Raw genomic sequence first — 23,370 nt, 5'->3', positions numbered from 1 at the left:
TCTTGGTTGAATTAAGCCTTTCCCGGGTCACACGGTATTTCGCCGCATGCCGAGTTCCATCGTCTTGGAATGCCCGGCCCTGACGGCCTCCAGCACCGCGGTGCGGACACCACCCTCTTCGAGTTTGGCTATGCACACGGCAGTGAGCCCGCCGGGGCTGGTCACGCGCTGTCGAACCAAGTGAGCATCGTGGTTCTGGTGCCTGATGAGTTCGCAGCTTCCCTTCAGGGATTGCAGAACGAGCCGCCCCGCCATGTATCTCGGCAAACCAAGGAAGACGGCGGCATCGACAAGGGACTCCATGAACAGCCCCATAAACGCCGGGGCGGCGCCGCTGATCGGAGTTGCAAGGTCGATATGATCCTCATGAGAGACCTCGATCGAGATGCCCACCGCCTCCCAGAACTGACGTGCGAATTCCATGAAGTCTTCCGGCGTTTCCTCGCTAGCCGTCCACAAGGTAACGCCTTCGCCGATCTCGGAGGAGATGTTGGGGATCGCTCGCACGAGACAGGGCTCGGGGAAGTGGTGCCGGAGCGCCTGCATGCCGACGCCTGCGAGCGTGCTGATCAACAGCTTGCCGCTCAGGGAGATGCGTGACATCTTCTCGGCTACGTCAGGAAGATCCCGCGGCTTTATGCAAAGGCAGAGGACGTCATTGCTTTCGGCAAGGTCCTCGACGCAATCATCACGACGTACGTCAAATCGTTCCTTGATCTGCTCTGCACGAACTAGTGTCTTGCCCACGACGCTGATGTGGGTGGGCGGGAACCGTCTGCTTTGAATAAGCCCGGCCAGTATCGAGCTACTCATGGCGCCCGCCCCGACAAAACCGATTCGGTGAAAAGCGGTCATGGACTTGCCTCCACAGACGATATTGCGATGACGGCCTTCACCACACGCCGCTGCCGCACGGCTTGCAGAGCGTCTTCTACCTTCTCTAGAGGGTAGACCGAGACCATAACCTCTTCGAACTGGATGCCCGGATCGCCGGCGGAAAGGGCGCTGAGGAGGTCGAGTGCCTTGTGAAAATGGTGGTATTCGATCCCCCAGGTTCCTCGGATTTCGAGGTGCTTTCTATTGATGTCACGATGGGGGTTGAGCGGTATTTCACCCGAATCCGAGTAGTGACCCACGATCACATATCTACCGCCATCCCGAATCATCGCAGTCCCTTCTGGAATGGCAGCGGCAACGCCGGTCGCCTCGATGACGACATCTGCCAGACGACCGGACGTTTTACCAAGCAGGTGCCTGCTGGCCGGCATACCTCCATCGGAGAGGTCGATGACCCGGAAACCCAACCTGCTTGCGGCGTTCAGCCGGATCGCCGCCATGTCGCAGAGGATCACATCGGCTCCGGCTCGGCGCGCCGCAAGGGCGGCGCAGATGCCCACAGGCCCGGCGCCTTGGACGACGACCAGGTCACCCAATGTGACTTGGCCGCGCTCGAGTGCATGGATGGCGGTCGGCATGGCACATCCGCCGGCCATGAACGTGAGCGGAGCCAACTTGTCAGGCAGATGCGTAATGGCGACATCGTTTTGCAGCAGAATGATTTCGGACCATCCGCCCAGAGGTCCTTCCCCGGAGGTGTGCGTGACGCCGTAGACCCTTCGGGATGGACACCGCGTTGGTGTCTTTGCTACCAGGCATTGCCAGCATCTGTGGCATGTACGATGCACATCCAGGAACGTTATGATTTCTCCTGGAAGGATCGGCCGGCCGGTTACGGAGACGACCCTTCCGCCGACCTCCTCGACCACGCCGACCGAAAAGTGGCCGGGAATAATCGGGAAGGGAATGCCATCGAGACGCCCTTCCTGAATATGGACGTCGGTTCCGCAAACCTCAGAGTAAAGTGTGCGCATGATTACTTCGCCTGGCGCCGGCCGCGGAGTGGGGAATCGCCGGATTTCGAGCGGAGCCTTCGGAGCAGGCATGACCGCGGCCCGGAATGTCGAGCCGACGGCTTCTGCCTTGTTCAACACAAGCTGTTCCATCATGACCAGAGCACCAGTTCGTCGGATTGCGTCCGGCCGATTGCCGAGGTGAACGCGACACGTTCGCCTTCCGTGGGTTCGACGTAGTGGAAGTTGCGGGTATTGAATATGACGACATCGCCGACATCGGGTTCGAAGATTGCTTCCTCTATGCCTTCGACGACAAGGCGGTTGTACCCATAGATTCCCTCCTTCATTCCCTCGTCCGAGGGTTGCCACTGCCGATTGAAGACATGAGTTCTGCCGCTTTGCGGATGAGAGACGCGCAGGTAGAGATTCCAGACTAGTTGCTGCTGGACGGCCGCGACCTCCCATTCCGGTTGCTCGCCGGGTGCGAAATCGACGTGTAGGAGAGTCCCTTTTTCGATGCGCCGGGTGAGGCCTGCATAATATGGCTGGCCGGCACTGTTCGTTGCGACTCCTACAGCTTTTCCCACGTGTTGTTTCAACAATTTGGTGAAGCGTTGGAGTGGATTGAACGAGTTTTCGAATATGCGCTGCTGAGTCTGAAGCAGAGCTTTGTTCTTCTCGAAATATTCGTGTTTCGAGATGCTGTTATATTCGAAGACCGTATTGCCAATGCGGTTGATGATGGGTTCGACGCCCCGATAGGAGCCGAATCCTTCTTTGACAGCGCCTTGGACCAGCGCTTCGCATTCACCAGGGGACGCGAAATTCCTGACGCGAATATAAGGGATCTGACCGCTGAACAGTCGGCACAAGGCGCCGCCGTTCAGCTTGTCTTCGGCGAGTGTGTTCCAGTTGATACGAGGCTGTATGCTGATGTTCATGGGGCAGTTCCTTTCGCTCAAGTTGCGGGCATTGATGGTCCTTTGATTGATTCAGGTAATCAGGTGCTTCCGACGGATCGCGATCAAGCCCGGCATGGACATGCCGAGCGCCATAGAAATCAGGCCGCCAATCTGGACGATGCTTATCGGTTCATTCAGAAGGAGATGGCCGGCTATGGTGGTGATGATCGGAACGCTGGGCATGAGCAGGGACGCCCTTTGCGGCCCGATCTTCTGAACGATGTACGTGTATAGAAAGATTGCCGCGGCGCCGGCCAGAATGCCTTGTGTGAACGCTTGGAAAAGAAGTTCCGTAAGAGGTGCGGCGCCAAAGCCCGTCTGCATGCCAGCATGAGCGACGAACGAGGGCAAACACGATGCGAGCGAAACGGCAGCCGTTCCAAGAACGGGATCTACCTGCCAGCGTTTGATCAGAACCCCATAAAGGGAAAACATCAGGCCCTGGATCACGAAGAGCGCGGTCCCCACCGGAGAAAGGCCCTTCACCAGGAAGGTGTTGTATATGAAGAGAAGAATTCCGAACGTGATCAGCGCCGTACTGATGACCGATGCGGAGTCCGGTTTCCCTCCCAAAAGAAGCAGCGGCAGAAGAAACGAGAAGAGCACGATCGAACCAGGACCCACGGTCGCAACATATCCGGCCGATGTCAGGGATATACCGGTGTTGATCACCAGAAGGTAGGGGAAGCCCGCGAGCACTGAGAGGGTGACGATTTTCACGAACCCAAGTCTCGCGATGCTTTTTCTGGTTTTCGCCAGGCAGACATAGGGAATGAAAAGCGCTCCTGCTGTATAGAAGCGCAAGACTGTCAGACCGGCGGGCGTGATGTTTCCTGCAAGGCTCGCGCGTGCGGCCAGGAATTGCAGGGCGTAGATCAGGACGAGGAATACCCCCGCCCATACGACATGTCGTTCGTTGGACATTGGAAACCCACTATTCTTTTCTGAAGACTCGGCTGTTGGGCTAGCTCAATGAGCCATTGCAGCCTGCATGATCGATTATCCGGAAGGTTCGATCATCAAAAAAGTGGCATAGATGCCAATGAGCGTAAAAGATATGCCAAAGTGGTCATTGAAAATGGTGTTGCTGGTTCAACTGGAACAAAAGATAAACGATTGCTAATGAGGTCAGGATTTCCCGCTTTCTATAAATTGCGGATACCGGCTATCCGGTGGCCAAAGCCCTCAAAGGTATTTTTTGAAGCTCCCGGCTGCGATGTCCGTCGCCAATCCCAGCAGTACCGCACTGGGTAGCAGGATGAGCAAGGGGCTGACACTCAAGGGTAGCGCCAGGTAGATCACCCATGGCAGCACGGCCAGCGGCATCAGCGATGCTTTGGCGCGATGATAGATGAAGCCGGATTCGCGCCCGGCACCGAAACGGCGGATGTCGCGGCGCACCAGGCCGTCGAGCAGCCCCACGAAGGCGGCCATCAGGAATAGCGGCAACGTCAGCACCAGCACCATCAGGCGCACGAGGAAGACCAGGGTCGTGAACGCCGCAGCGATCAGGTAGCTCTCTATCCAGACATATGCCTGGCTGATGTAGTACCGGAAATCGCGCGTTCCGCTGTGGCTGGGGGCGCTGGCCTGGTTCGCGGCGTTGCGCATCCACTCCAGTAAGCCGGTCTTGACGAAGATCCATTCGTAGGCCTGTTCGACCAGCCAATGCGCGGTGCGGCCCGGTTCCTGCACCAGAGCGCTGCGGGTGAAGTGACCGGAGAACTGGGCCAGTTCATAGTCGAGCATGCCCTGTGCGTGCCGCCATCCTTGGTCTGGCCAGAACAGGTGCATGCCCACGCATTCGATGACGATGCAAAGGAGCAGCGAGCCGCACAGAACGCCGAACAGGCGAAACGGCATCGTGATGATGCTGGCGATCAGACCTTGCTGGCGGTTCTGCTGGCGTTGCGCGGTGGCGGCCGGATCGCTCATACAACCGCCTCGCCATCGGCCGCGGCCGCGGTGATGTGCCGGAAGTCGTCCAGCAGGTCGTCCGGCAGCGGTTCATCCTGCAGTCCGGGAAGCCCTTGGTTTTCCCACCAGTCGCCAGCCTCCACGTAGTGCTGACGCATGTACCCCGCCAACTGTTGCAGATCCCTGGGCATCGCCTCGTCGGGGTCCGGCGCCGGCAACGGCATGCGCACCTTCCAGAGGTTTCCGCCTTCCAGCAATGCGAAGGCCTGTCCTTTCGGTAACGCCACGACGTGCGCCGGCTCGATCAACGGCACGCTGGTGGTCGTGATCCTGTCCTGGGTGTTGCTGGTGAAATCCGTCTGCCCGCGAATATCCGAACTGTCGGTAGCGCCGCTCATCAGGGACGTGGTGTAGACCTCGACCTTTGGAAGCTGCTTGGTCAGCAACTCTGCCGTGGCTGTTTCGCGCACGCGCAACATGAAGAGATTATTGAAGTTACCGACCACCTGGCCAGCCTTGGCACGGTTGCCGATCCTCGCTTCGATATCACTGAGGGTCTGGGTGTAGGCCGTGACTTGCAGGCCGGCGCCGCCGCCCTTGTTGACCATGGGGATGAATTCATCGCCCATGAGTTCGTTGAATTCGTCGGCATGGACGTTGATCGGTAATTTCACGCCGGAGGCCGCACCGGGAAGCCCGTCATCGATCCCGAATTTGTAGATGTGTCCGGCCACGGATACCAGATCGCTGAACATCGAGTTGCCGACCGCTGCGGCGACCTCGGCATCCGACAGCGCATCCAGGCCAACGTAGACGACCGCCCTCTTGCGGATGATCTGCATCCAGTCGAAGATCGGCCGCGGATCGTTCAGGTCGGAATAGTTGGGCGCGAGCAGCTGCGCAGTTTTGCCGGTCGTGAGCTTTTCAAGCAACGGCAACAACGACGCGACGATCTTGTCGAAATAGGTGCGGTCATAGCGCACTGCCGAACGCAGGCCATCGAGCACGGGATCGTACACGCGCACCTGGGAGAGATATTGCTCCAGCGCCACCACGCGCTTCTCCCTGCCCATCATGTGACGGGGCGTGTTCTTGTCGTTGATGCGGCCTTCGAGCTGGACGATGACCTCCCACGCCTTCGGCTCATGGCTGGCGAAATAGTGTTGGGCGTATTCGATGAACAGCGCATCGATGTTCACCACATGGCGCTGGATCAGCAGATAGTCAGGCCGCTGCCCCAGTTCCACCAGGGCCCTTGCGATGATGTTGACGAAGCGCCATGCGAATTCGCGGAATGCCGCACTGTTGCCTTCGCCCGAAAGCTGCCCTGCGATGCGGGTCGCCACTTCACTGATGCGGCCGAAGCGCCCCACGGCGTTGTAGCGCGCCGAAATGTCGGGCCATCCGAGATGAAACACATAGAACTCGCCCTCACGCCCGGCGCGTTTGGCCTCGACATACATCCTCTTCAAAAGGTCTGCGTCACCCTTGGGGTCGAAAACGATCACGACCTCATGCTCGCCGACGGCGTTCCTGCGGCGGATGTCCTGCGTGATGAACAACTCGGCCAGCCGGGTCTTGCCGACGCGCGTGGTGCCCAGCACAAGCGAGTGGCCGACCCGTTCGCCAAGCGGCAGGGTGACGTCGATCTCATGCGGCTCGATGCCGTGGAGGCGTGGCATGCCTCCCACTGGCGGCAGCGGCCGCGCGGGATTCAATGGGTTGTCCCATGCAACCACCCGGGCGAGCTTCGAAAGCGGGAACGGTGCGAACTCCAGGCGCTCTTCAACGCGCCGGGCAAGGCGGTAGATCGGTGTCGGCTCGACGTAGCGCCGGAATTCTGGCCGATAGGTCTGCATCAGCCGGTGCGTGTGGCGCTGGTCCCAACGAAAGCCGCGGCCGATGAACAGGCGCTGCCGGCTGACCGGCACCTGGCGACTGGTCATGACATAGCGAGGCAAGCGGCGGATATTGCGGCGGTATCGCAGGATGGTCATCGCCTCGCGCAGGCGGATGCCGCCAAACACGAGGAATGCCAGAGCGCTGCCGAATCCCAGTAGCGGGCTTAACGCGAGCGACCATGGTGCCACCATGCACACCAACGCGGCGCCGGCGCAAACCGCAACGGTGTATAGCTCCACCGCTGGCCGCAGCAGAACTTCGACCGCATGAGGCTGGGCCATGACAGCTTGCTCACTGCTCGATGCCGCTGGCGGTGATCAGGACCGGGTAGTGCCGCAGTCCGAGCCGCTGAGCGAGGTCGTCACCCGATACGGGGGACAAGGTGAGCTCGGGCGCCAGCTTGCGCAGTCCCGCCAGAGCCTCCGCCGATCCGACATTGACCACGAGACCGATGGCGCTGATTTCGGTCAACGCCGCCCTGCGCTCAAGCAGCCAGGCGCGTGAGCGTTCGTCATCACCGATGAGGAAGACCGGCGTTAGGCCCGGAGCCTGGATCACCCGGCGAGGCTCATCGCCGGGCGACAACCGCTCCGAGCGCACGGGCAGCATATCGGCTTCGCTGAAGGTCTTGCCTCCGGACGGCGGCACGTCGATCCGTGGCGGACCCGGTTGATCCCTGCGTGGCGGCAGGTCCAGCGCCTGGTAGTAAGGCAGAGCGGACGTGCCTCCATGGTCCTCGACCACGATGAGAGGCGGCTGGCCCGCAGCTAGGGCAGGCAGACCAGCGGCGCACAACAGAGCGCAAAGAATCGGCCTCACGGTGACGACGAAGGCAGGTTTCATGGTGTATTCCTCCTTGTGGAAGCGTCAGCACGGGAAGGACCGACCACGCGCGCCAGGTGCTGGCTGACGCTGCGCCGGTAGCGCGCAGCGGGTGCGCCGCCGGCTGGGCGGTGATAGCGGCCGATGGCGACCAACCAGTCCTCGCCGGGCGTGTGTTGTTCACGCAGGATTTCGGCCGCGATGGCGAGGTTGCGGTATGGATCGAGCAGATCGCAGGGACGGCTGTAGCGGTGCTTCTGGTAGCCTAGGTTGATTTGAGCCAGGCCGGCATCGATGCGGGTTGGCGGAACTTCGCGCAGCGCCTTGCGCAGCCCTTCGCAGGCCGCGGCGTGGCTGCTGAAGCGACGGGCCGCGCCAGCCACGTTCAGGGTCCAGGGCCAGGGAACCAGCCGGCCGCCACGCTGCAGGCCGCTTTCCTGCAATGCCACTGCATACAGGACCGGGGACGGAATATCGGCGCGTTGCGCTGCGAGCTGGTAGGCAGGTGGCGGTATCTCCTGGGCTTTGGCCTGGGCGGTTCCGACCATGAAGCCGGCCAGCAGCGCGAGCAGGCGTGCGTAGCGGTTCACTGCCGTTGCCATTGATCGCCAACCTGCCGCACGACGGCTGGCAGATCTCCCTGCAGACCCAGTGACAACCAGCGGCCTGCGTCATGGTTGAGGGTGATGGAGCCGTTGCGAACACGTGAGGGGTCGATACGTGCCCGCTTCGCCCAGTCGCGGATGCGGGCATCATCCTGGCGGCTTCCGACCATGTAGAGATCGAATTCGGTTCCCGAGGCCTGCAATTGCTGGACAAGCTGACCGCACGGGGCGCATTCGTCCTTGACGAATACGGCCATACGGCGCGCTTCGCTTGATGCGGCACTCGCACTGGAAGCGGTGTTGGCTCCCGGCAGATTGACGCGCTGCATGCCCGGATGCAGGCGTTGCCAGGCGGCGTCGTAGGCGCGCTGGTATGCCAGTGTTTTCTCGACGCGGCGTGCCTCGACCTGCACTTGCAATTCGGCGTAGCGGCGTCGTTCGTCGTCCGAACGCGCCTCGATACCTAGTGCTGTCAACGGGTCGAGATTGGGCGAGAAGATGCCCAGAGGCCCCCGCATCACTTCCCGGTAGCGCGTCCATTCCTCCGGGCGAAGTCCCCAGTCGCGTGCGTTCTGTTCATCGCTATTGGCCGTAATTGCCGGCTGTTCCTGGCTGGGAACAACCGGAGTAGTGGCTGTTCGTGCGTTCTGCGCCGTTGCCGCGGAGACGGCGCCGACGGTCAAGCTGGTCGCCAACGCAAGCGAAATGATCCTGCGGTTCATCTGGCCCTCCTATGGCGCGACCACGCGAAGAACCTGGCCGCCGTTCTGGAACACCGCGGTGTGGTCTTCGATGGTTTCCAGCCGCCAGCCGGCCTCCGTTTCGCCGGGCCGCAGAACGCCTGTCAGGGGCGATGCAGCGGCGCCCGTAGGCAGGATCGACAAAAAGCGTTCGCCGCCGCGCATTTCGAGGCCGATGACCTTGAATGGAGGCACTGCCGCTTTGGGCTTGGTGGCCTGGTTCTTCCGCGTCCGGGCTGGGGTGGGAGCGACCTGGGCGGCTTTCGACAGTCGGGCCTCCAACTGCTCGATGCGGCTATGCAATGGAGAGAGGCTTTCGGCCGTCAGCCGTTCGCCAAGCGCCTGCTCGATCCTGGAAACCCGTTGCTCGATGGCCTGGCGCTCGGTTTCAAACTGCGCGGTCGTCAACGTGCTGGGCTGTTGACGCTGCGCTTCGAGCTGCTGCCCCAGTTCTGCCAGCCTGGCTTCCAGGGCAGCGACTTGCGTACTTTGTGCGCTGCCGCCGGCCTGTGTGGCGAGGTTGGACAGCACCATATGATTTACCACAGCTCCCGCGCTGATCAGCAAGACCCAGGTGATGGTGGCCACGCGCAGCAGCGGTACGCGCGAGCGGCGGCCGGAGCCGGGGATGATGGTCATGGCCGGACCTCCGTGGTGAGCGGGCGTTTTTCAACGTGACCGGCCGCCTTCGAAGCAGAGTGTGCGGCCGGTTGGCTCAGGGCAGATGCTGGCTGGGGAGCGCGGGTGAAGCAGACGCGGCGGGCGCCATCGTCGACTTTCAGATCCCACGCGGGGCCTGCCAGCGTCAGCAGGGCATCGCGCAGAAGCATCGGCCCCAACCGATAGTGGGATGCCGGCAACGGCAGCGAATTGAGAGAGGTGATGTCGCCCACCGAGCAGAGCTGGTAGCCAGAGCGCAGCAGGACGTGGCGCAACGCATCGCCCACGGTCGCTGTGCGCGTATCGGGTATGGCGACATCGACCACCTGCAACAGCAGGTCCTGCTGTGCCGATGCCGGAGCCAGTTCGACCAGGGTGTAGCGGCCATAGCGAACGACAGGAATGAATTCCGGCTTCTGTTTTGCCGGTGCGATCGTCGGCTTCGCGATGGGTGCGGCCTTCTGCGGAGGCGTCGTCGTGGCGCAGCCGGCCATCAGTGCGGCTGCGATCAGCAGGCCGCAGCCCGCCAGATGGCGATGGAAGTGGCTGAATGGTTGCATGTGTCGGTTCTCTGAAGCGTTGAACCGTCACAATCGCCGTTCATGGCCGGGGCATCAGCAAACAAAGGGAACTGCTTGCTCCCCCTATTTCTATTTGTCGACCTCCGGCGACTCGTATGGCGAAGCTGCGGACACTGCCCTTCGCGCCGGTCTGCTCAGGGTCGGCTCTCCACTTAGGCGTTCTGCCATGAAGTCAATGAAAGCGCTGAGTTTCGGGGGGAGATGCCGGTTCGGCGGATACAGAATCCAAGCCTCGCCGCAGTAGTTTGTTTTAAATTCCCACTCCGGGAGCACCTGAACAATTTGACCCTGTTGTAGTGCGTGCCGTGCGGTGAAGTATGGCAGGCTTCCGATACCAAGATGATGCAGAACGGCGTCGAGTCGGGCCCCTGTGTGGTTGACCGCGTAGCGGCCATGTACGCTGACGCTTACCCGCTTGTCGCCACGCAGGAACTTCCAGCGAGAATCGCCAGGCTCTTCACCCAAAAAGATACAGGTGTGCGCCTTCAGGTCATGTGGATGCGCAGGCATGCCGTGGTTGGCTAGGTACTCCGGCGTCGCGCATAGCATATGGTCAATGTCGAGGAGCCGTCGGCCCATCAACCCCGGAGAGGGGCGGTCAGTAATTCGGATCGCCAGGTCCACCTCGTCGTCGATGAGGTCCACATAGCGGTCATTGAGTTGCAGTTGCACATCGATCTTTGGAAAGCGCGCCAGGAAGTCTGGGATGTGCGGGTGGATAACGAAGCGGCCCACTGCCTTAGGAACGCTGACCCGTACCAGCCCTTGGGGTTCAGGACTGAACTGCCCGGAGACCTCCATCACCGCCTGCGCGGCGCTCACCATGTCCAGGCATCGGGCATGAACCTCATGTCCGCCTTCACTCAGTCGCAGCTTGCGAGTCGTGCGCTGCAGCAACCGCGTACCTAGCGCTTTCTCAAGGCGAGCCACTGATCGGCTGATTGCTGAAGGTGCCGCCCCCAGTTGGCGTGCCGTTTCGGAAAAGCTGCCTGTCTCGACCACCTTGACGAAAACGGCCATCTCACCCATCAGGGCGATCATCTTATTTGTGCTCATGAGGCAAAGATTATTTGTGTTTGCATTGGATTATCGCAGCCCTCTCTATTTAATACAATCGGGAACATAAGTCGAGATAAAACGAACATCACAAAATGACGCGAAGACTCTATTGGGAAAGCAACGCCACGGAATCCGAAGTCGAGGTTTTGCATTGCGAGCAATTGGCTGACGGCGAATATGGCGTGCGCTTGAATGCCACACCGTTTCATCCGCAAGGCGGCGGGCAGCCTGCTGATGTGGGTTCGATCGGGAATGCGGAAGTGTTCCAGGTCGAAGTGTCCAACGGCGAAATCATCCACTACACCCGTCAGGCGGTTGCGCTTGGCGTGACCAGCGCCAGGGTGGATGCGGAGCAGCGTCAACTGCATTCCAGATTGCACTCCGCGGGTCATTTGATAGGCCACGCGCTGGAGCCGCTCGCTTGGAGACCCATCAAGGCACACCACTGGCCCGGGGAGGCACGTGTGGTCTTCAAACCTGCGGACGGCGCGCAGACTGTCGATGTGGCCGCAGTGCAAGGCCGGTGTGACGACCTGATTGCAAGCAATCTGCCGTGCAGAGTCCAAGTGGACGAAAGCCAGTTCCGGCAAGTCGGATTCGGTCATCTGCCGCCCTACGGGTGTGGCGGGACCCATGTCGAAACTACGGCGGATTTGAATCGTCTTCGGGTTCTATCGGTTCATGTAAAGAAAGGCCAACTGATCGTTCAGTACGACATTCAATGACGCAGTAACAGCCTCCCCCGGAGCGGGAGAGGCTTCCGGTGCCAGTGAGCCTTGCTGGCCTACGGCCTGCGACGAGGCATGAAAACAATCGGGGGGGAAATATGGTGATCGAACTGGAGCGCCTGGAATACGGTGCGATCGAGAGACTTGTCCGTGGAGACGCCCTGGCCATCTGCGTACGCAATTTCATCGATAAGGATATTGCCGCCAAGCTGCCGGGCAGATTATGGGGCATGGCTTTCAGAAGTACCTGAATGCACCCAGCATCGGTCGGATCGGGATGGCCTTCTACGAGGCAGAGAACCAGCCACCTCTCATGGCCGATTACTTCGAGAGTGTCTTCGACAATATCGACGAATTGAGAAAACGCTGTACACCTTATGTTTCTCCAGTCGACCTGCTCAGGTGCGTATTGGATGAAGTGTGGCCGGCGGGTGCCCAACTCGAAACGCTGTATGGCCGCAAGATGTACGTCGGACTGTCGCGTGTCGTCAAACCAGGCGTGACCTTCCTTGCGCATCACGACATCTTTGCCAAGGATGCGCCGGACAGCTTCCAGGCTCACAGTCTGCAGGCGCAGATGGCGGCAAACATTTATCTGTCCATGCCCAGCGAGGGGGGCGCTCTGCAGATATGGGATCAGCAACTGTCCCCCGAAGCCTTCGATCAGATGCGCGGCGATAGCTATGGTATTGACCCCGCGCTGCTGGGCGAAGCGACACTGGAGGTACGGCCAAATTCCGGCGACTTGATCCTCTTTAACTCTCGCTGCATGCACGCCGTGACGACGGGGTTAGACAACGTTCGACTCAGCCTGTCGTGCTTCGTCGGCTACCGTGGCCCAGCCATGCCACTGTCTTTCTGGAGCTGACATGGAGCTCGATTACTTGCGGGAGTTTCTTGCCCTTGCTGCCATCCATTTTCTCGCGGTCGTGGCTCCGGGGCCGGATTTCGCTGTCACGATCAGGCAGAGCGTCCGTTTCGGACGCCATGCCGGCATCGGCACCGCCGTTGGCATCGGTGCGGGCATATCTGTGCATGTGATCTACACCCTGCTGGGGGTCGGCGCGCTGATGCATGCCACACCCTGGCTGTTGAGGGTGGCAGAGTTGGTGGGCGGAGCCTACCTGCTTTACCTTGGTGTCATGTTCATCCGACAAGCGGGTAAGCACACAGCCGACCTGCCCTTGGATTCCGGTGACGGGACAACACGGAGCTTTCGTCAGTCGTTCACGTTGGGGTTCCTGACCAATGCGACCAACCCCAAGGCGACGCTGTTTTTCCTGGCGGTGTTCACGACGGTGGTGAGCGCTTCGACGCCGCTGCGCATTCAGATGCTCTATGGCGGCTGGATGTGCTTCGTCAATGCTGCCTGGTTTGTACTGGTCAGCCTGGTATTCACCAGCCCTCGCATCCGCGAGCGATTCCTGCGCATCGGTCATTGGTTTGAGCGGTTCATGGGGCTGCTGCTAATCGCCTTTTCGATGCGGCTGCTGTGGGAAATCGCTGGCGTGTTCCTCACCTAATGAGGGAAAAGCCATGCTCCGTTTCGATGCGAAGTAATAGAATCGCGGGCACGGCTGCGCTGGATTCCATGTTGCCGAATTAGGAAATGAATCAATCCAAATCAAGCTGATTTGTCACAGCAGGCGTATGAAGTCCTGTATCAGCCCGAAGGTCAGGTACGCCATCAGTAGTGCGATTCCAGCGTCGAGCCAGCGCCAGGCTTGTGGCGACTGGAAAAGACCGGTCAGCTTCTTGCTGCCAGCGGCCAACAGCACGAACCAGATGAATGAAGCGGCCATCGTACCTGCCGAGAACGCCGATTGCTGATCGACAGGCTTAGCCGCACCCATCGAGCCGATAAGCACCACGGTATCCAGCCACGCATAGGGGTTTGCAAAGCTGAGGATGAAAGCTGTGCGCAGCAGGTGGCGCTGCGTGCAGGTGCCGGCATCCGCGAGGCGTGGCATGGACTGATTGCGGATACAGGCGACCAACCGCTGTCCGCCGAACCAGACCAGGTAGAGCGCGCCGGACAACAACAGCACCGCTACGATACGGGGATGGCTATCGAGCAGCGTGCCGACACCCGACACGCCGATGGCAATGAGAATGGCGTCGGCAATCACACAGATGGCAACGACGCCCCAAATAGCGCCCCCGCTGACACCCTGGCGGATGACCAGGGTGTCCTTGGGGCCGGGAGCTGAAAACAGAGCAACCCCCAGCAGCAGCCCTTCGAAAAACAGCGAATATACGAATGAACTCATCTGGCCCTCGTGTCAGGCGGTTTTCGCTGCAACAGCAATTGGAAGATTGCCGAAGCCAGTGTGATGAGCATTCATCGCCGCGGAGAGGTCGATCGGTTTCCTGCGGCGAAAGCCGATAAGCGCATCTGCGCTGCTGGGATTGGCGAAATACACGAGCGAGCTTCGCTGAACGGGTTGGCTCGGCGTCAGGACGGCATGGTAGGTTGCTGGAATAGCGCAGTCGGATAGCTGCGTCAGCAATGAACCCGAGAGGACGGCCAGTTCGTTTTCCAGCAGGCGAACCGGCTCCAGAGCGCTGCCTCGCAAGATGACCAGACCATCGCGGTTGGGCCGGATGAATGTGAGTAGATGCCCGTCCTCGTGCGGGTCTTGTGCAAATTTCCGTTCATGCGGTGGCGGGTTCTGGCCGTACACGCACAGTTGCAGGTACGAACTGTCGCGGATGGAAGCCAGCGACGGTGCACCGAACTCGTGGCATATCCCCTTGATGACGCCCTGAGCCAACTCGCTGATTTCACTTTCATAGGCTGCGGCTGCTCGCAGATAGGGACTTTGGCTGAAGGGATGATCCTGGCGCCTGCCGCTGTGAGCGTGCCAGTAGCAAAAGCGTTCACACAGATCGGGATTGTCCCTGACATGGGCATATTCGGAACCGAACGGCAGGAAGCCATCGGTATCCGCGGCGAAGCTGTAAGTCTCCTTTGTCTCTTGTGCTATGCCAGTAAATCCATCCAGCAGCAGCGAATAGTTGTCTCGCATTGCCGCCGTCATCGGGATGATCCCGAAGCCAGTTCGTGCAATCGCTTCAGCGCAATTCTTGATATGAGGCATAAGGGTTACCTGTCCGTCTGGTTCATGGGTACGGCCACTCGGTTACTGCCATCAGGCTTCATGCGTACAACATGCTCGCTTGGCGATATCGCTGTTTATTTGGCAATCATCTGGCCGAAGACAGATTGCCTTATGAATTGAATACTGGCCGATGATTGGTTTACTGTGGCACTCAGACTGTCCTTTTTAGTGGACAATGCGCAGTGGTCGGGAGCGCGGCCACGGGGAACGAGATGAAATCAAAGAGAGAAACGCTGCGCGCGCTGATCGCGCGACGTGGCCGGGAGCTTGGCAAATCCATGACCGCGATTGCCAAGGAAGCCGGGCTGTCCCGGACTTACCTGTACGGACTGGCGGGTGGCGCATCGCAGGACCCCTCCGTGCGAACGCTGGTCAAGCTGGCCAAGGCCATCCAGGTCTCGCCGCTGCTGCTCTTCCGCTACTACGCCGATCTTGGCGGTGCGCCCTCGGCCGGCGCGCCATTGGCACCGACCAACCGTGCGGTGGGCTTGAGAGATCGGGGCGACATTGCGGTGTTCAACGCCGATGTGACGACGCCCGACCATGCCATCGTCCTGCCTGGCGAGGCCTTCCATAAGATATGGGAGATCCAGAACGTGGGCCGCAAACCCTGGCATGGGCGCAGGCTGGTACGTGTGGATGGTGAGTACGTGATCGCTCGCCGCGAACCAGGCAAGACCGACCTTCAGGTGGTCCTGAATGCCCATCTCACCAGCCTGTACCAAGAGGTTGCCATTCCGGACACGCTGCCAGGACAGCCCGTGCGTATCAGCATTGAATTTGCGGCACCGAAAGAGAGCTGCACCGTGGCATCGATCTGGCGGATCGAGGACAGCGAAGGCAATCCCTGTTATGGGCCGTCCTTCATCTTGCATGTGGTGGTGACGGTCATGGCGCGATGACGTCTACCACTGGTTCATGCCCGCATGACTTCAAGAGGATTTCTGTTTTGGGTTGTGTTCGAGGACGCGTGATGCTGTGGCTCTCTGCCACAACCAAGAAAAAGGCCCCCAAGTGGGGCCTGAAGAAGTGGATGAGCACCTGCTGGATCAATCCTCACGGACAGAACCCAGTTTTCGTGCGGCCGAAAGGATGGCGTCCTGCTCTGTCGCATCGAAGCAGACGAATGGCTCTTCGTATCTGGCTTCTTCGGCCAGATCTTTGGCCTTGTCGTAGTGAACACCCAGGTCAAATTCCGCCCGGGTGATCCTGACGGTGAAGATTGGCATGTCAGACATGCCCGAGGCGTTGACGCAGGCGACCGCGATTCGCATCTCGAATTCAGCGTGATCCGAAGGAGCAGCCGATACGGCCACAGTGGCTTGGGCTTCAAGATCATCGCCTTCATCTATATCCATGCGTTCGCGCATTTCTGATATGAACGCTTCGGGGGCCATCAGGCCATAACGCGCCAGGCGGACGGGGATGTCTTCCGCGTCGAGGTTTCCGTCCTCGATGCGCTGCCGCATGAAGGTGGCAATCCCGGCTTCCAGTGCCTCATTGTCGGCTGCCGAGGGCGAAAGGGAAGCGTCGATTGACCAGGCGTCCACTTCCGCGGCGGTCTCGCCGGTCAACATACCTTCGCCGATGGCGCGTTCGCACATGCCGCGCATGCGTTCCAGCATTTCCGATACCGACTCGCCGTTGAGCAGATAGGCCACGTCCAGCGTCAGGCGGGCGTTGATGATTTCGGGCGTAGCTGGGGTGTTGGTGTTCATGGAAATCTCCTTGGGATGAGAAAGAACACAGCCATGCCCACGAAAAACGCGGGCATGGCTGCAAGGTGGAAGAAACGAGAAAGCCGGCGGCCCGATGGGACGCCGGCATGGAGAGTTGAATCAGGCGGCGACAAGTTGCCTTGCCATCGCCACTTCTACGGAATCGCCGTCCGTGTTGAGGGCATCCAGGCCAGACTCCGGCACGTCTCCCGACGTGCTCTGCGAGACGAGGATCTTCTTCGCCATCAACGACAGGCATGTCATCTGCGACGTGGCTGCGTAGCCGAGATAGATGACCTTCACGGGCAGCTTCTGGCCGATCCGCCATGACCGACGCGAGGCTTGCTGGAGCGTATACACGTTCCAGCCAGACTGCATGAACACGATCGTTGGGAACTCCAGCAGATCCAGCCCTGTTTTGACCAGTTCGGGATTGGTCAGCAGCACATCGATGCCTCGGTCCAGTTGCTCTGCAATCCAGTCTTCGCGCCGCGAGGTGTCCACGCTTGCGCGCAGCACCGCAACCTTCAGACCTTCCTGCTCCAGTAGAACCTTCAGCCTCGACGTGGTGTCCCGCGTCCCGGTATAGACGGTATAGGCCAGGACCTTGCGGCCCTCGGCTTTCTCTGCCTTGCAGATGTCGATCAGCTCACGCTCTTTCGGCGTGATTTCCAGCTCGTTGAACTGCGACGGTGTGAACGCCAGCAGCTCGCGCGTGCGGGGATGCGTCACCGTCTCGGGACGGAAGCACGTGTCCGGCCAGGCCAGAAGCACGTTGAGGACCACACCAAGAAGCGTCGTATCCCGCTTACGCAGGGCTTCCTTGAGAGCTGCAGTCAGACGTCCGGCCAGATCACGATAGGCGCTGGCCTGATCGGCTTCCATCGCGACCTCACGAAACTCCTCCTCGTAGGGAGGAAGCACGTTGCCGCCAATGTCCCTGAGTTTCAGGAACACGGTGAACGGCAGCACGCAGCGCAGGATGCCTTTCGGCCCGAAGCCCGGCGCTTTGACGGTGCGCACCGTGATCTTGGTGCCCCTGGCCGTCTTGTGCGCGGTTCCGGTGCTCTCGGAATAGATGTCCTTCAAAACGCCGTGTTCGCGCATGAAGGCCATCGCAGCCGACGTCATGCTGCCGGTCCTGGAGGGCCGGTAGCCGTCTTCGATCATCCGCCCGGTCAGCGTCCGGAACAACAGCGCGAACAAATCGTCCGCGTAGCCGCCCATCAGCGTTCCGGTCAGCAACAGGGTCCTGCGAGCCTTCGCGGCAAGCACGCCCATCGCCTGTCCCTGTGCGGAGCCCGACCCCTTGTATTCATGGCCTTCGTCACACACGAGGAGATCGAAAAAGCCCTGTGGAAGATAGCGTTTAATGAACTCACTGGCTTGATAGCCACCTTCACCAAAGCCAAATTCCATGGAGGCCATTGCACGTTCCATGCGCTGAGCCTGCCGGTCGCTGAAGACAAGATCGCCGTTCTCGTCCATCAGGTTGATGAACTCGAACAGGTTGTCGCCCAGGATAGATACCAGGAACGACTCGCCGAACTTTTTCATCAGCCGCTGGGCCGTGGCTTCGCCGATGGTGGGAATACGCTTGAGCGCCTTGATCACAGCCGAGGACTGGTCGGTTGCCGAAAGCGAACGAGGACGTATCAGGGTCCATAGCGCAGATGCGCACTGGCTGCACTTGCGCCGCGACTCTTCGGCTTCGAGCTCGACCGTGTTGACGGGCTCTCCATCGAGATCGGTGATGACGTGACCGCAATGTGGGCATGCTCCGACGAAACCGCCGGGAATGCGGCGACGGGTGAACACGGGTTTCCAGTGGAAGCCCATGCGCATCCTGACCCTGCCGAGTACGAAGAACTCCTGGCCGCTGGCCGGTACGCCGAGTTGCTCGCGCAGCTTCAGCAGCTTGACCAGCGTGTCGGGGCCGTTGAGCACCCACACCTTCGCGCCAGGAATGGTTTCGAGGATTTCCCGGCGCCACTTGTAGACAAGGTGCGGCGGTGACAGGACCAGAGTGCGACGGTAGCCTTCGGCGTTGAGCACGGCGGCGACGGCAATTGCCATCAGCGTCTTGCCCGTTCCCATTTCTGCGTTGATGATCGCGGCGCGTTCACCGCGGTCGACCAGCAACTCGCTGACGGCGTGGATGACTTCGGCCTGAGCCGGAAACGGCAGCCGCTTGAGACGTGACAGAACCTGTTGCCGGTGCGGGCGCGCTTGTCCGGTGTAGACCGGAGGGTTGGCGCGGTTGAGGCTGTCCAGCAGCTCGTCACCGAATTCGGAAACGAAGTCGTTGAGGCTGATGGTCAGCGGCGAGGATTCCGCTTCAAGCAGGTCGCCCTGCACGGCGGAATCGGGGATGGTTTCAAGATCGAGGGACATGGTGATGCTCCAAAGAAAACGGGGCATGCACCTCCCCCTGCGGGGCGATGGACATGCCCCAGGGTGGGAAGATGAAAAGCGGCGACAGCCGCCGGATGAAGATCAGTATTCGTTAGGCAAAAGCAGCGTGGTGACGCTGCGATTCCACTCGGTGATGATCCAGAGGTTCAGGTCAGGCTCGACCTGGTAAGACGAAAACAGGCGATCCTCACCGGTGCGCAAGGCGGTGTCATTGGACTGCCAGTCGCTATCGGAGAGATCGCCCCAATCGGCAGTGAGATGGCGCGTGAGATATCGGCCTGGATTGAGCCGGCCCTGTTGGGCCAGTTCATCGACGCCGGAGGTCATGACCAGTTGCCCGGTCAGGAATCGGGGTTGCGGAACAACGCTGAGGAAAAGCGCTTCATGTGCCATGGTGGTGACTCCAAATGAAATGAAGGGCCATGGCACCCGATCGGGGTGATTGGCCCCGGTGGGTGGATGATGCGGACGACAGAAATTACTGGGCTGTCGCGGTGGAGGAACGACGCTTTCGCGCGTCAGGATTCGGATGGCAGCAGGACATGCGTCGCGCTGCGATCTGCCTCGGTGAAGATGCGAATGTTCAGTTCGCGGGTGACCGCATAGAGCGAGTCGAGACGCGCGTTGGATTTCAATGCGGCATTGTTTTCCTGCCACTTGTCGTCCGTCACATCGCCCCAGTCGCCGCGGATGTGGCGCTGGAAGTAAGGCATCGGATCGAGCCTGCCTTCCCGCATCAGGCGGTCTACGCCTTCGCTGAAAATCAATGCGCCGATCGGGAACAGCAAACGGCGGTGATCACGAGGTTTCGTGTCGGAGGTCATGGTGTTTCTCCTGCATGTTGAGGAGGGTCATGACACCCCGTTGGGGCAGCATGACCCCGTTGAGTGGAAAAGGCTGAAGATGCAAGTCGTCAGTGCGGCTCGTTCTCCTCGGGCAGTTGGATCACGGTCTGGCTGTGATCCTTGCTGGTGGTCACCAACAAGGACAGCCGCGGTGTCACCTGGTAGCGCGAGGTCAGAGTTCCTTCTGATCGAAGAGCTGCATCGTTCGCGCGACGTTCGGTGTGATCCAGATCGCCCCAGTCACCACGCAGGTGGCGATGTAGGAAACGATGGGGATCAACCAGCCCCTTGCTGTCCAGCCATTGCACCCTGGCGCTGAGCGTCAGGGCACCGCTGGAGAACAGAGGGATGGAAGCCGGCGTGGTGCGCTGGCGTGAGAACAGTTTGAAGGACATGGTTGTAGCTCTCCTGTTGCGTTGATGAAAACCGAAGCCAGCGCCTGGTCCAGGCGTTGGTTTTCGGGGGATGGATGAAGAATCAGCGGATGGTCAGCACTTCTCCCCGAGTGGGGGAGCCGGGCGTCATGTCCCATGCGCGAATGACCGGCACGAACTTGTCGGTGAGGATGCGCGTTTCGGCGATCGAGCCGTCGTCGCGTTCGTTGTATTCGACAGCGGCGGACTTCTCTTTGTGGGTATCGCCTTTGACGACCATCACCTTGCCGGTTCTGGAACGGACCACACCTGAAATCGCACCGGCGGCGAGCGCCAGGGCGAGATGCCAGTGAGACAAGGCACGGGCCGGCGGCCGCAGCGATTGCTGCGAAGCGCCGAGATGCGTATCGAGGGAAGGCCACAACCCTTGAAGGCGATGAACTTCGGCCGCGAATTGCTCCGGCTCCATGGTGACGCGATAGAACTGCTCCGGCTCGGCCTGTGCGGCCGGGACGGAATACGGGAGGAACGGCCATTCGACCGGCAGTTCTTCCGCTTCGATATCACCTGCGCCGATCTGCAGCAGCCGGTTGCGGATGGCTTTGGCATCGCTTGCCAGATCGCGCTGGCGTGAGCGGGTGCCGAAGATCACCACCTGCCTGAACTGCTGTTCGACCGCACGGTAGATGCGCAGTCCGGTGAAATGGCGTGTCAGCCAACCCACCAGTTCGGCGTCGAGCGTGTAGCTGGGAATGATGAAGACCAGTACGCCACCGTATTGCAGCAGCGGCAAGACACGCTGATAGAACAGCTTCTCCAGCCTGGCGCGGCCCTGTCCCTGGTAGCCGATGTTGCCATCGGCATCCCTGGACAGATCCCCATAGGGAGGATTGAGCCACATCAGTCCAAAGCTCTGCCGGCTAATCAGCGTATCCATCAGGTCGCTGTGCAGGCAATGGTCGACAAGACCTCGGGCATGTCTGGCGCGCTCTTCGTCGAATTCGACGGCATAAGCTGACACCAGATCACGGCCAAGCGCATGTGCGGCTTCCGCGATGGCAACGCCTTCGCCCGCGCAAGGATCGATGATGGTGACTTGACCGGCGGCCGGCGCCAGCGCGTTGAGCGCCCGCTCCAGCGTGGGTTCGTCGGTTGGGTAGTACCCGTTTTTCGCAAAATTCCGGGCAAGCCGGGGGAACATGAGAGCCATGTGAATCTCCTGATTCTGGTTGGGAAAAATGAGGGGCATGCAGCTTGCGCATGCCCTTGCGAGACTTCAGGCGACGCGCCGCAAAGGCATGCCGGAAGCCAGTTCATGCGCCGTGGCGCTGAGGGTTCCGTTGCGGATCAGATCGCCGAGTGTCTTCGTGAGCACAGGAACATCCAGCGCCAGGCGGTGCCCTTCCAGTGGCCCGTAAGCCATGGGAAGACGCGCCAGCATGGATTGCTCCATCAGCAGGTCCAGCACGATGTCGCGCCAGTGATCGAGGAGTGGCAGAGGGCACGTTTCCTGTACCAGTGTCCACAAACGATCAAGCCGATGGTCTGAGTCCCTGGGAAGCAGCATCAGCGCGCTGGCGTTGGCCTTGTCGGGCTTGACGCAGCGCTGGTCGAAGAGCCACAGGTTGACCATCGAACCGAACAGGGTGCGGCGGAAAAGGCGCGTGGAGCGCTTCTCCAGCCTGTCGACGTTTCCGATGAAAACCGGAATGGAGCCGCCTGCATCGGTGATGAGGTGGAACTGATCCAGGCCATCGTCGTCACGACCCAGCGTGAGCCGGGCCAGAAACTGTTGAATGGCCGTATCGCGTGCCCAGATGGACAGGAAGATCAGGTCGCCGCTTTCGTCGCCGATGTAGCCGTCGGCCATCAGGTCGGAGCATTCATCAATGCGAAGAAGCGGTTGCGAAGATGTTGTATCGGGCATGGTCGTGTCCTTTGGAAGGTCCAGGGACAGCACCAGCCCGTGAGGCTGATACAGCCCCTGGGGGTGAGGAATGCTCCGTCAGGAGCGGTGGGAGAAAACCGCGAGCATTGCCCGAAATGGGCACAGTCCGCGTCAGATCAGTTTTTCAGTTGCCGCAGGCCTTCGGCCAGCAGCCACAGCGCCCGATTGAGACGGACGTTCTGATCGATGCCTTGCACAGGGCGCGTGCGTTGATGGCGGCCATTGGCAGTCCGACCGGACAGACCTCCTTTGACGAGGTTTTCCTGCACCCGGTTGAACACCGACCACAGATCCGGCCGGTTGTCATCGAACCGGCGCGTTGCCAGAACCTGGCTTTCAGTTATCGGCAGCACCTTGGTGTCGCTGTCATACTTGAGCGTCAGGGCCGAGCGTGCAAAGACTTCCGCCTCGCCATCATCGAGCGTAACCGCTCGCATGGCTTCGCGGGAATCCTGCACCTGGTCGAAGCCGCTCAGGACCTCATAGGCGCCTTCGATTACGTGGTCCGTGACATTGCCCTTGTGAGGCACACGAACGTCTCCGACGATATCGCCGTACACCAGACCGTTCTGGCACACGAAACGGAACATGCCGGCCAGCATCTGGTAGCTGCTGGTGCCATCATGTGAATTGAGCAGGATGATCTCATTCGCCTCTTTGCCGTTGATCTGGCTTGCATGGCGAAGGCGGAGCATGTGTTTCGTGAACTCGCGACGGTCTTCATGACGCACGCGGGTCTGGCACACCATGAAGGGCTCGAACCCTTCATTGCGTAGCTTCGCCAGAACGGCGGAGGTCGGTATGTAGCTATACCGTTCGGAGCGGCTTTCGTGCGGTGTATCCGCAAAGATGGAAGGAGCGACTGCGCGGATCTGGTCATCCGACAGGGGATGATCGGCACGCAGGATCGGGGAACGTGATGCGAAACGAGATGCGAGTTGCATGTCTATCTCCTTGAGGATTGGGCAAGCGACATCGACGGCTGGCACAAGGCCAGGCGCGCACGCGCGCATGGAAAACCTGCGATGCAGGGTCAGTCCGAAGACTGGTGGACGGGAATTTCAGACGACTGGAACGGCGGATACCGAACGCGCTGTGCGTCTGTGATCGTGGTCCGCG

At 60.3% G+C, this 23,370-nt stretch carries 25 protein-coding genes and 1 pseudogene; 4 read left to right on the top strand and 22 right to left on the bottom strand.

Features of this window, described 5'->3' with window-relative positions:
- Positions 1-27 precede the first annotated feature (27 nt).
- The 12 genes from proC to ACWKWX_RS07055 form a co-directional block, all read right to left on the bottom strand.
- Positions 28-855, bottom strand: coding sequence for a pyrroline-5-carboxylate reductase (gene proC / locus ACWKWX_RS07110; protein ID WP_483827336.1), 828 nt, complete (start codon positions 853-855; stop codon positions 28-30).
- Positions 852-2,006 carry a zinc-binding dehydrogenase gene (locus ACWKWX_RS07105; RefSeq protein ID WP_483827335.1) on the bottom strand — a complete coding sequence of 385 codons (1,155 nt, stop codon included), beginning with the start codon at positions 2,004-2,006 and terminating at the stop codon, positions 852-854. Before ACWKWX_RS07105 ends, proC begins: the two co-directional genes overlap by 4 nt.
- Positions 2,003-2,794 carry a 2OG-Fe(II)-dependent halogenase WelO5 family protein gene (locus tag ACWKWX_RS07100; RefSeq protein ID WP_483827334.1) on the bottom strand — a complete coding sequence of 264 codons (792 nt, stop codon included), beginning with the start codon at positions 2,792-2,794 and terminating at the stop codon, positions 2,003-2,005. Before ACWKWX_RS07100 ends, ACWKWX_RS07105 begins: the two co-directional genes overlap by 4 nt.
- 51 nt (positions 2,795-2,845) lie before the next feature.
- A complete protein-coding gene (locus tag ACWKWX_RS07095) occupies positions 2,846-3,739 on the bottom strand; it encodes a DMT family transporter (protein WP_483827333.1) in 894 nt (297 codons plus the stop codon).
- 261 nt (positions 3,740-4,000) lie between these two features.
- Complete coding sequence (locus tag ACWKWX_RS07090) at positions 4,001-4,750, bottom strand: TIGR03747 family integrating conjugative element membrane protein (protein ID WP_483827332.1); 750 nt, start codon at positions 4,748-4,750, stop codon at positions 4,001-4,003.
- The gene (gene traD / locus ACWKWX_RS07085) at positions 4,747-6,915 is read right to left on the bottom strand and encodes a type IV conjugative transfer system coupling protein TraD (protein WP_483827331.1); all 2,169 of its coding nucleotides are present in this window, start codon (positions 6,913-6,915) and stop codon (positions 4,747-4,749) included. The genes ACWKWX_RS07090 and traD overlap by 4 nt, the downstream gene beginning before the upstream one ends.
- A gap of 10 nt (positions 6,916-6,925) precedes the next feature.
- Positions 6,926-7,477: an integrating conjugative element protein gene (locus ACWKWX_RS07080; RefSeq protein ID WP_483827330.1), complete on the bottom strand. Its 552-nt coding sequence runs from the start codon at positions 7,475-7,477 to the stop codon at positions 6,926-6,928.
- A complete protein-coding gene (locus tag ACWKWX_RS07075; protein ID WP_483827435.1) occupies positions 7,474-8,004 on the bottom strand; it encodes a transglycosylase SLT domain-containing protein in 531 nt (176 codons plus the stop codon). Before ACWKWX_RS07075 ends, ACWKWX_RS07080 begins: the two co-directional genes overlap by 4 nt.
- 38 nt (positions 8,005-8,042) lie before the next feature.
- Complete coding sequence (locus tag ACWKWX_RS07070; protein ID WP_483827329.1) at positions 8,043-8,783, bottom strand: TIGR03759 family integrating conjugative element protein; 741 nt, start codon at positions 8,781-8,783, stop codon at positions 8,043-8,045.
- 9 nt (positions 8,784-8,792) lie between these two features.
- Positions 8,793-9,440: a hypothetical protein gene (locus ACWKWX_RS07065; RefSeq protein ID WP_483827328.1), complete on the bottom strand. Its 648-nt coding sequence runs from the start codon at positions 9,438-9,440 to the stop codon at positions 8,793-8,795.
- Positions 9,437-10,021, bottom strand: a complete 585-nt coding sequence (gene pilL2 / locus ACWKWX_RS07060) for a PFGI-1 class ICE element type IV pilus protein PilL2 (protein WP_483827327.1) — start codon at positions 10,019-10,021, stop codon at positions 9,437-9,439. Before pilL2 ends, ACWKWX_RS07065 begins: the two co-directional genes overlap by 4 nt.
- Positions 10,022-10,111: 90 nt before the next feature.
- Positions 10,112-11,098, bottom strand: a complete 987-nt coding sequence (locus tag ACWKWX_RS07055; protein WP_483827326.1) for a LysR family transcriptional regulator — start codon at positions 11,096-11,098, stop codon at positions 10,112-10,114.
- A gap of 95 nt (positions 11,099-11,193) precedes the next feature.
- Here ACWKWX_RS07055 and ACWKWX_RS07050 point away from each other — a divergent pair, with 95 nt between their 5' ends.
- From ACWKWX_RS07050 to ACWKWX_RS07040, 3 genes and pseudogenes are all read left to right on the top strand, one after another.
- Positions 11,194-11,826: an alanyl-tRNA editing protein gene (locus ACWKWX_RS07050; protein WP_483827325.1), complete on the top strand. Its 633-nt coding sequence runs from the start codon at positions 11,194-11,196 to the stop codon at positions 11,824-11,826.
- A 101-nt stretch (positions 11,827-11,927) separates the two neighbouring features.
- Positions 11,928-12,697, top strand: a pseudogene (locus ACWKWX_RS07045) (2OG-Fe(II) oxygenase).
- A gap of 1 nt (position 12,698) precedes the next feature.
- On the top strand, positions 12,699-13,352 hold the full coding sequence (locus tag ACWKWX_RS07040) for a LysE family translocator (protein WP_483827324.1): 654 nt from the start codon (positions 12,699-12,701) through the stop codon (positions 13,350-13,352).
- A 114-nt stretch (positions 13,353-13,466) separates the two neighbouring features.
- Here the strand turns inward: ACWKWX_RS07040 and ACWKWX_RS07035 are convergent, their stop codons facing one another.
- Positions 13,467-14,099: a LysE/ArgO family amino acid transporter gene (locus ACWKWX_RS07035; protein WP_483827323.1), complete on the bottom strand. Its 633-nt coding sequence runs from the start codon at positions 14,097-14,099 to the stop codon at positions 13,467-13,469.
- A 12-nt stretch (positions 14,100-14,111) separates the two neighbouring features.
- Positions 14,112-14,930, bottom strand: coding sequence for a 2OG-Fe(II) oxygenase family protein (locus ACWKWX_RS07030; protein ID WP_483827322.1), 819 nt, complete (start codon positions 14,928-14,930; stop codon positions 14,112-14,114).
- A gap of 233 nt (positions 14,931-15,163) precedes the next feature.
- Between ACWKWX_RS07030 and ACWKWX_RS07025 the strand changes: the two genes are divergently transcribed.
- Entirely contained in the window at positions 15,164-15,853 is a 690-nt protein-coding gene (locus ACWKWX_RS07025; RefSeq protein ID WP_483827321.1) for an NBR1-Ig-like domain-containing protein, read from the top strand.
- A 147-nt stretch (positions 15,854-16,000) separates the two neighbouring features.
- Here ACWKWX_RS07025 and ACWKWX_RS07020 read toward each other — a convergent pair whose 3' ends face one another.
- The 8 genes from ACWKWX_RS07020 to ACWKWX_RS06985 all read right to left on the bottom strand — a co-directional run bounded on the left by ACWKWX_RS07020 (position 16,001) and on the right by ACWKWX_RS06985 (position 23,195).
- Positions 16,001-16,669, bottom strand: a complete 669-nt coding sequence (locus ACWKWX_RS07020) for a hypothetical protein (RefSeq protein WP_483827320.1) — start codon at positions 16,667-16,669, stop codon at positions 16,001-16,003.
- 120 nt (positions 16,670-16,789) lie between these two features.
- Entirely contained in the window at positions 16,790-19,063 is a 2,274-nt protein-coding gene (locus ACWKWX_RS07015) for a DEAD/DEAH box helicase family protein (RefSeq protein ID WP_483827319.1), read from the bottom strand.
- 102 nt (positions 19,064-19,165) lie between these two features.
- Positions 19,166-19,411, bottom strand: coding sequence for a plasmid related protein (locus tag ACWKWX_RS07010; protein WP_483827434.1), 246 nt, complete (start codon positions 19,409-19,411; stop codon positions 19,166-19,168).
- Between the two features lie 191 nt (positions 19,412-19,602).
- Positions 19,603-19,908, bottom strand: a complete 306-nt coding sequence (locus ACWKWX_RS07005) for a hypothetical protein (RefSeq protein WP_483827318.1) — start codon at positions 19,906-19,908, stop codon at positions 19,603-19,605.
- Positions 19,909-19,997: 89 nt separating this feature from the next.
- A complete protein-coding gene (locus ACWKWX_RS07000; protein ID WP_483827317.1) occupies positions 19,998-20,324 on the bottom strand; it encodes a methyltransferase in 327 nt (108 codons plus the stop codon).
- An 82-nt stretch (positions 20,325-20,406) separates the two neighbouring features.
- A complete protein-coding gene (locus ACWKWX_RS06995) occupies positions 20,407-21,513 on the bottom strand; it encodes a DUF6094 domain-containing protein (RefSeq protein ID WP_483827316.1) in 1,107 nt (368 codons plus the stop codon).
- 66 nt (positions 21,514-21,579) lie between these two features.
- Positions 21,580-22,230: a hypothetical protein gene (locus ACWKWX_RS06990; RefSeq protein ID WP_483827315.1), complete on the bottom strand. Its 651-nt coding sequence runs from the start codon at positions 22,228-22,230 to the stop codon at positions 21,580-21,582.
- A gap of 137 nt (positions 22,231-22,367) precedes the next feature.
- Positions 22,368-23,195: a DUF932 domain-containing protein gene (locus tag ACWKWX_RS06985; protein WP_483827314.1), complete on the bottom strand. Its 828-nt coding sequence runs from the start codon at positions 23,193-23,195 to the stop codon at positions 22,368-22,370.
- Positions 23,196-23,370: the final 175 nt, after the last annotated feature.

This window comes from Pseudomonas imperatae, assembly GCF_057128625.1.
This window is presented reverse-complemented; position numbering and strand designations above follow the sequence as displayed.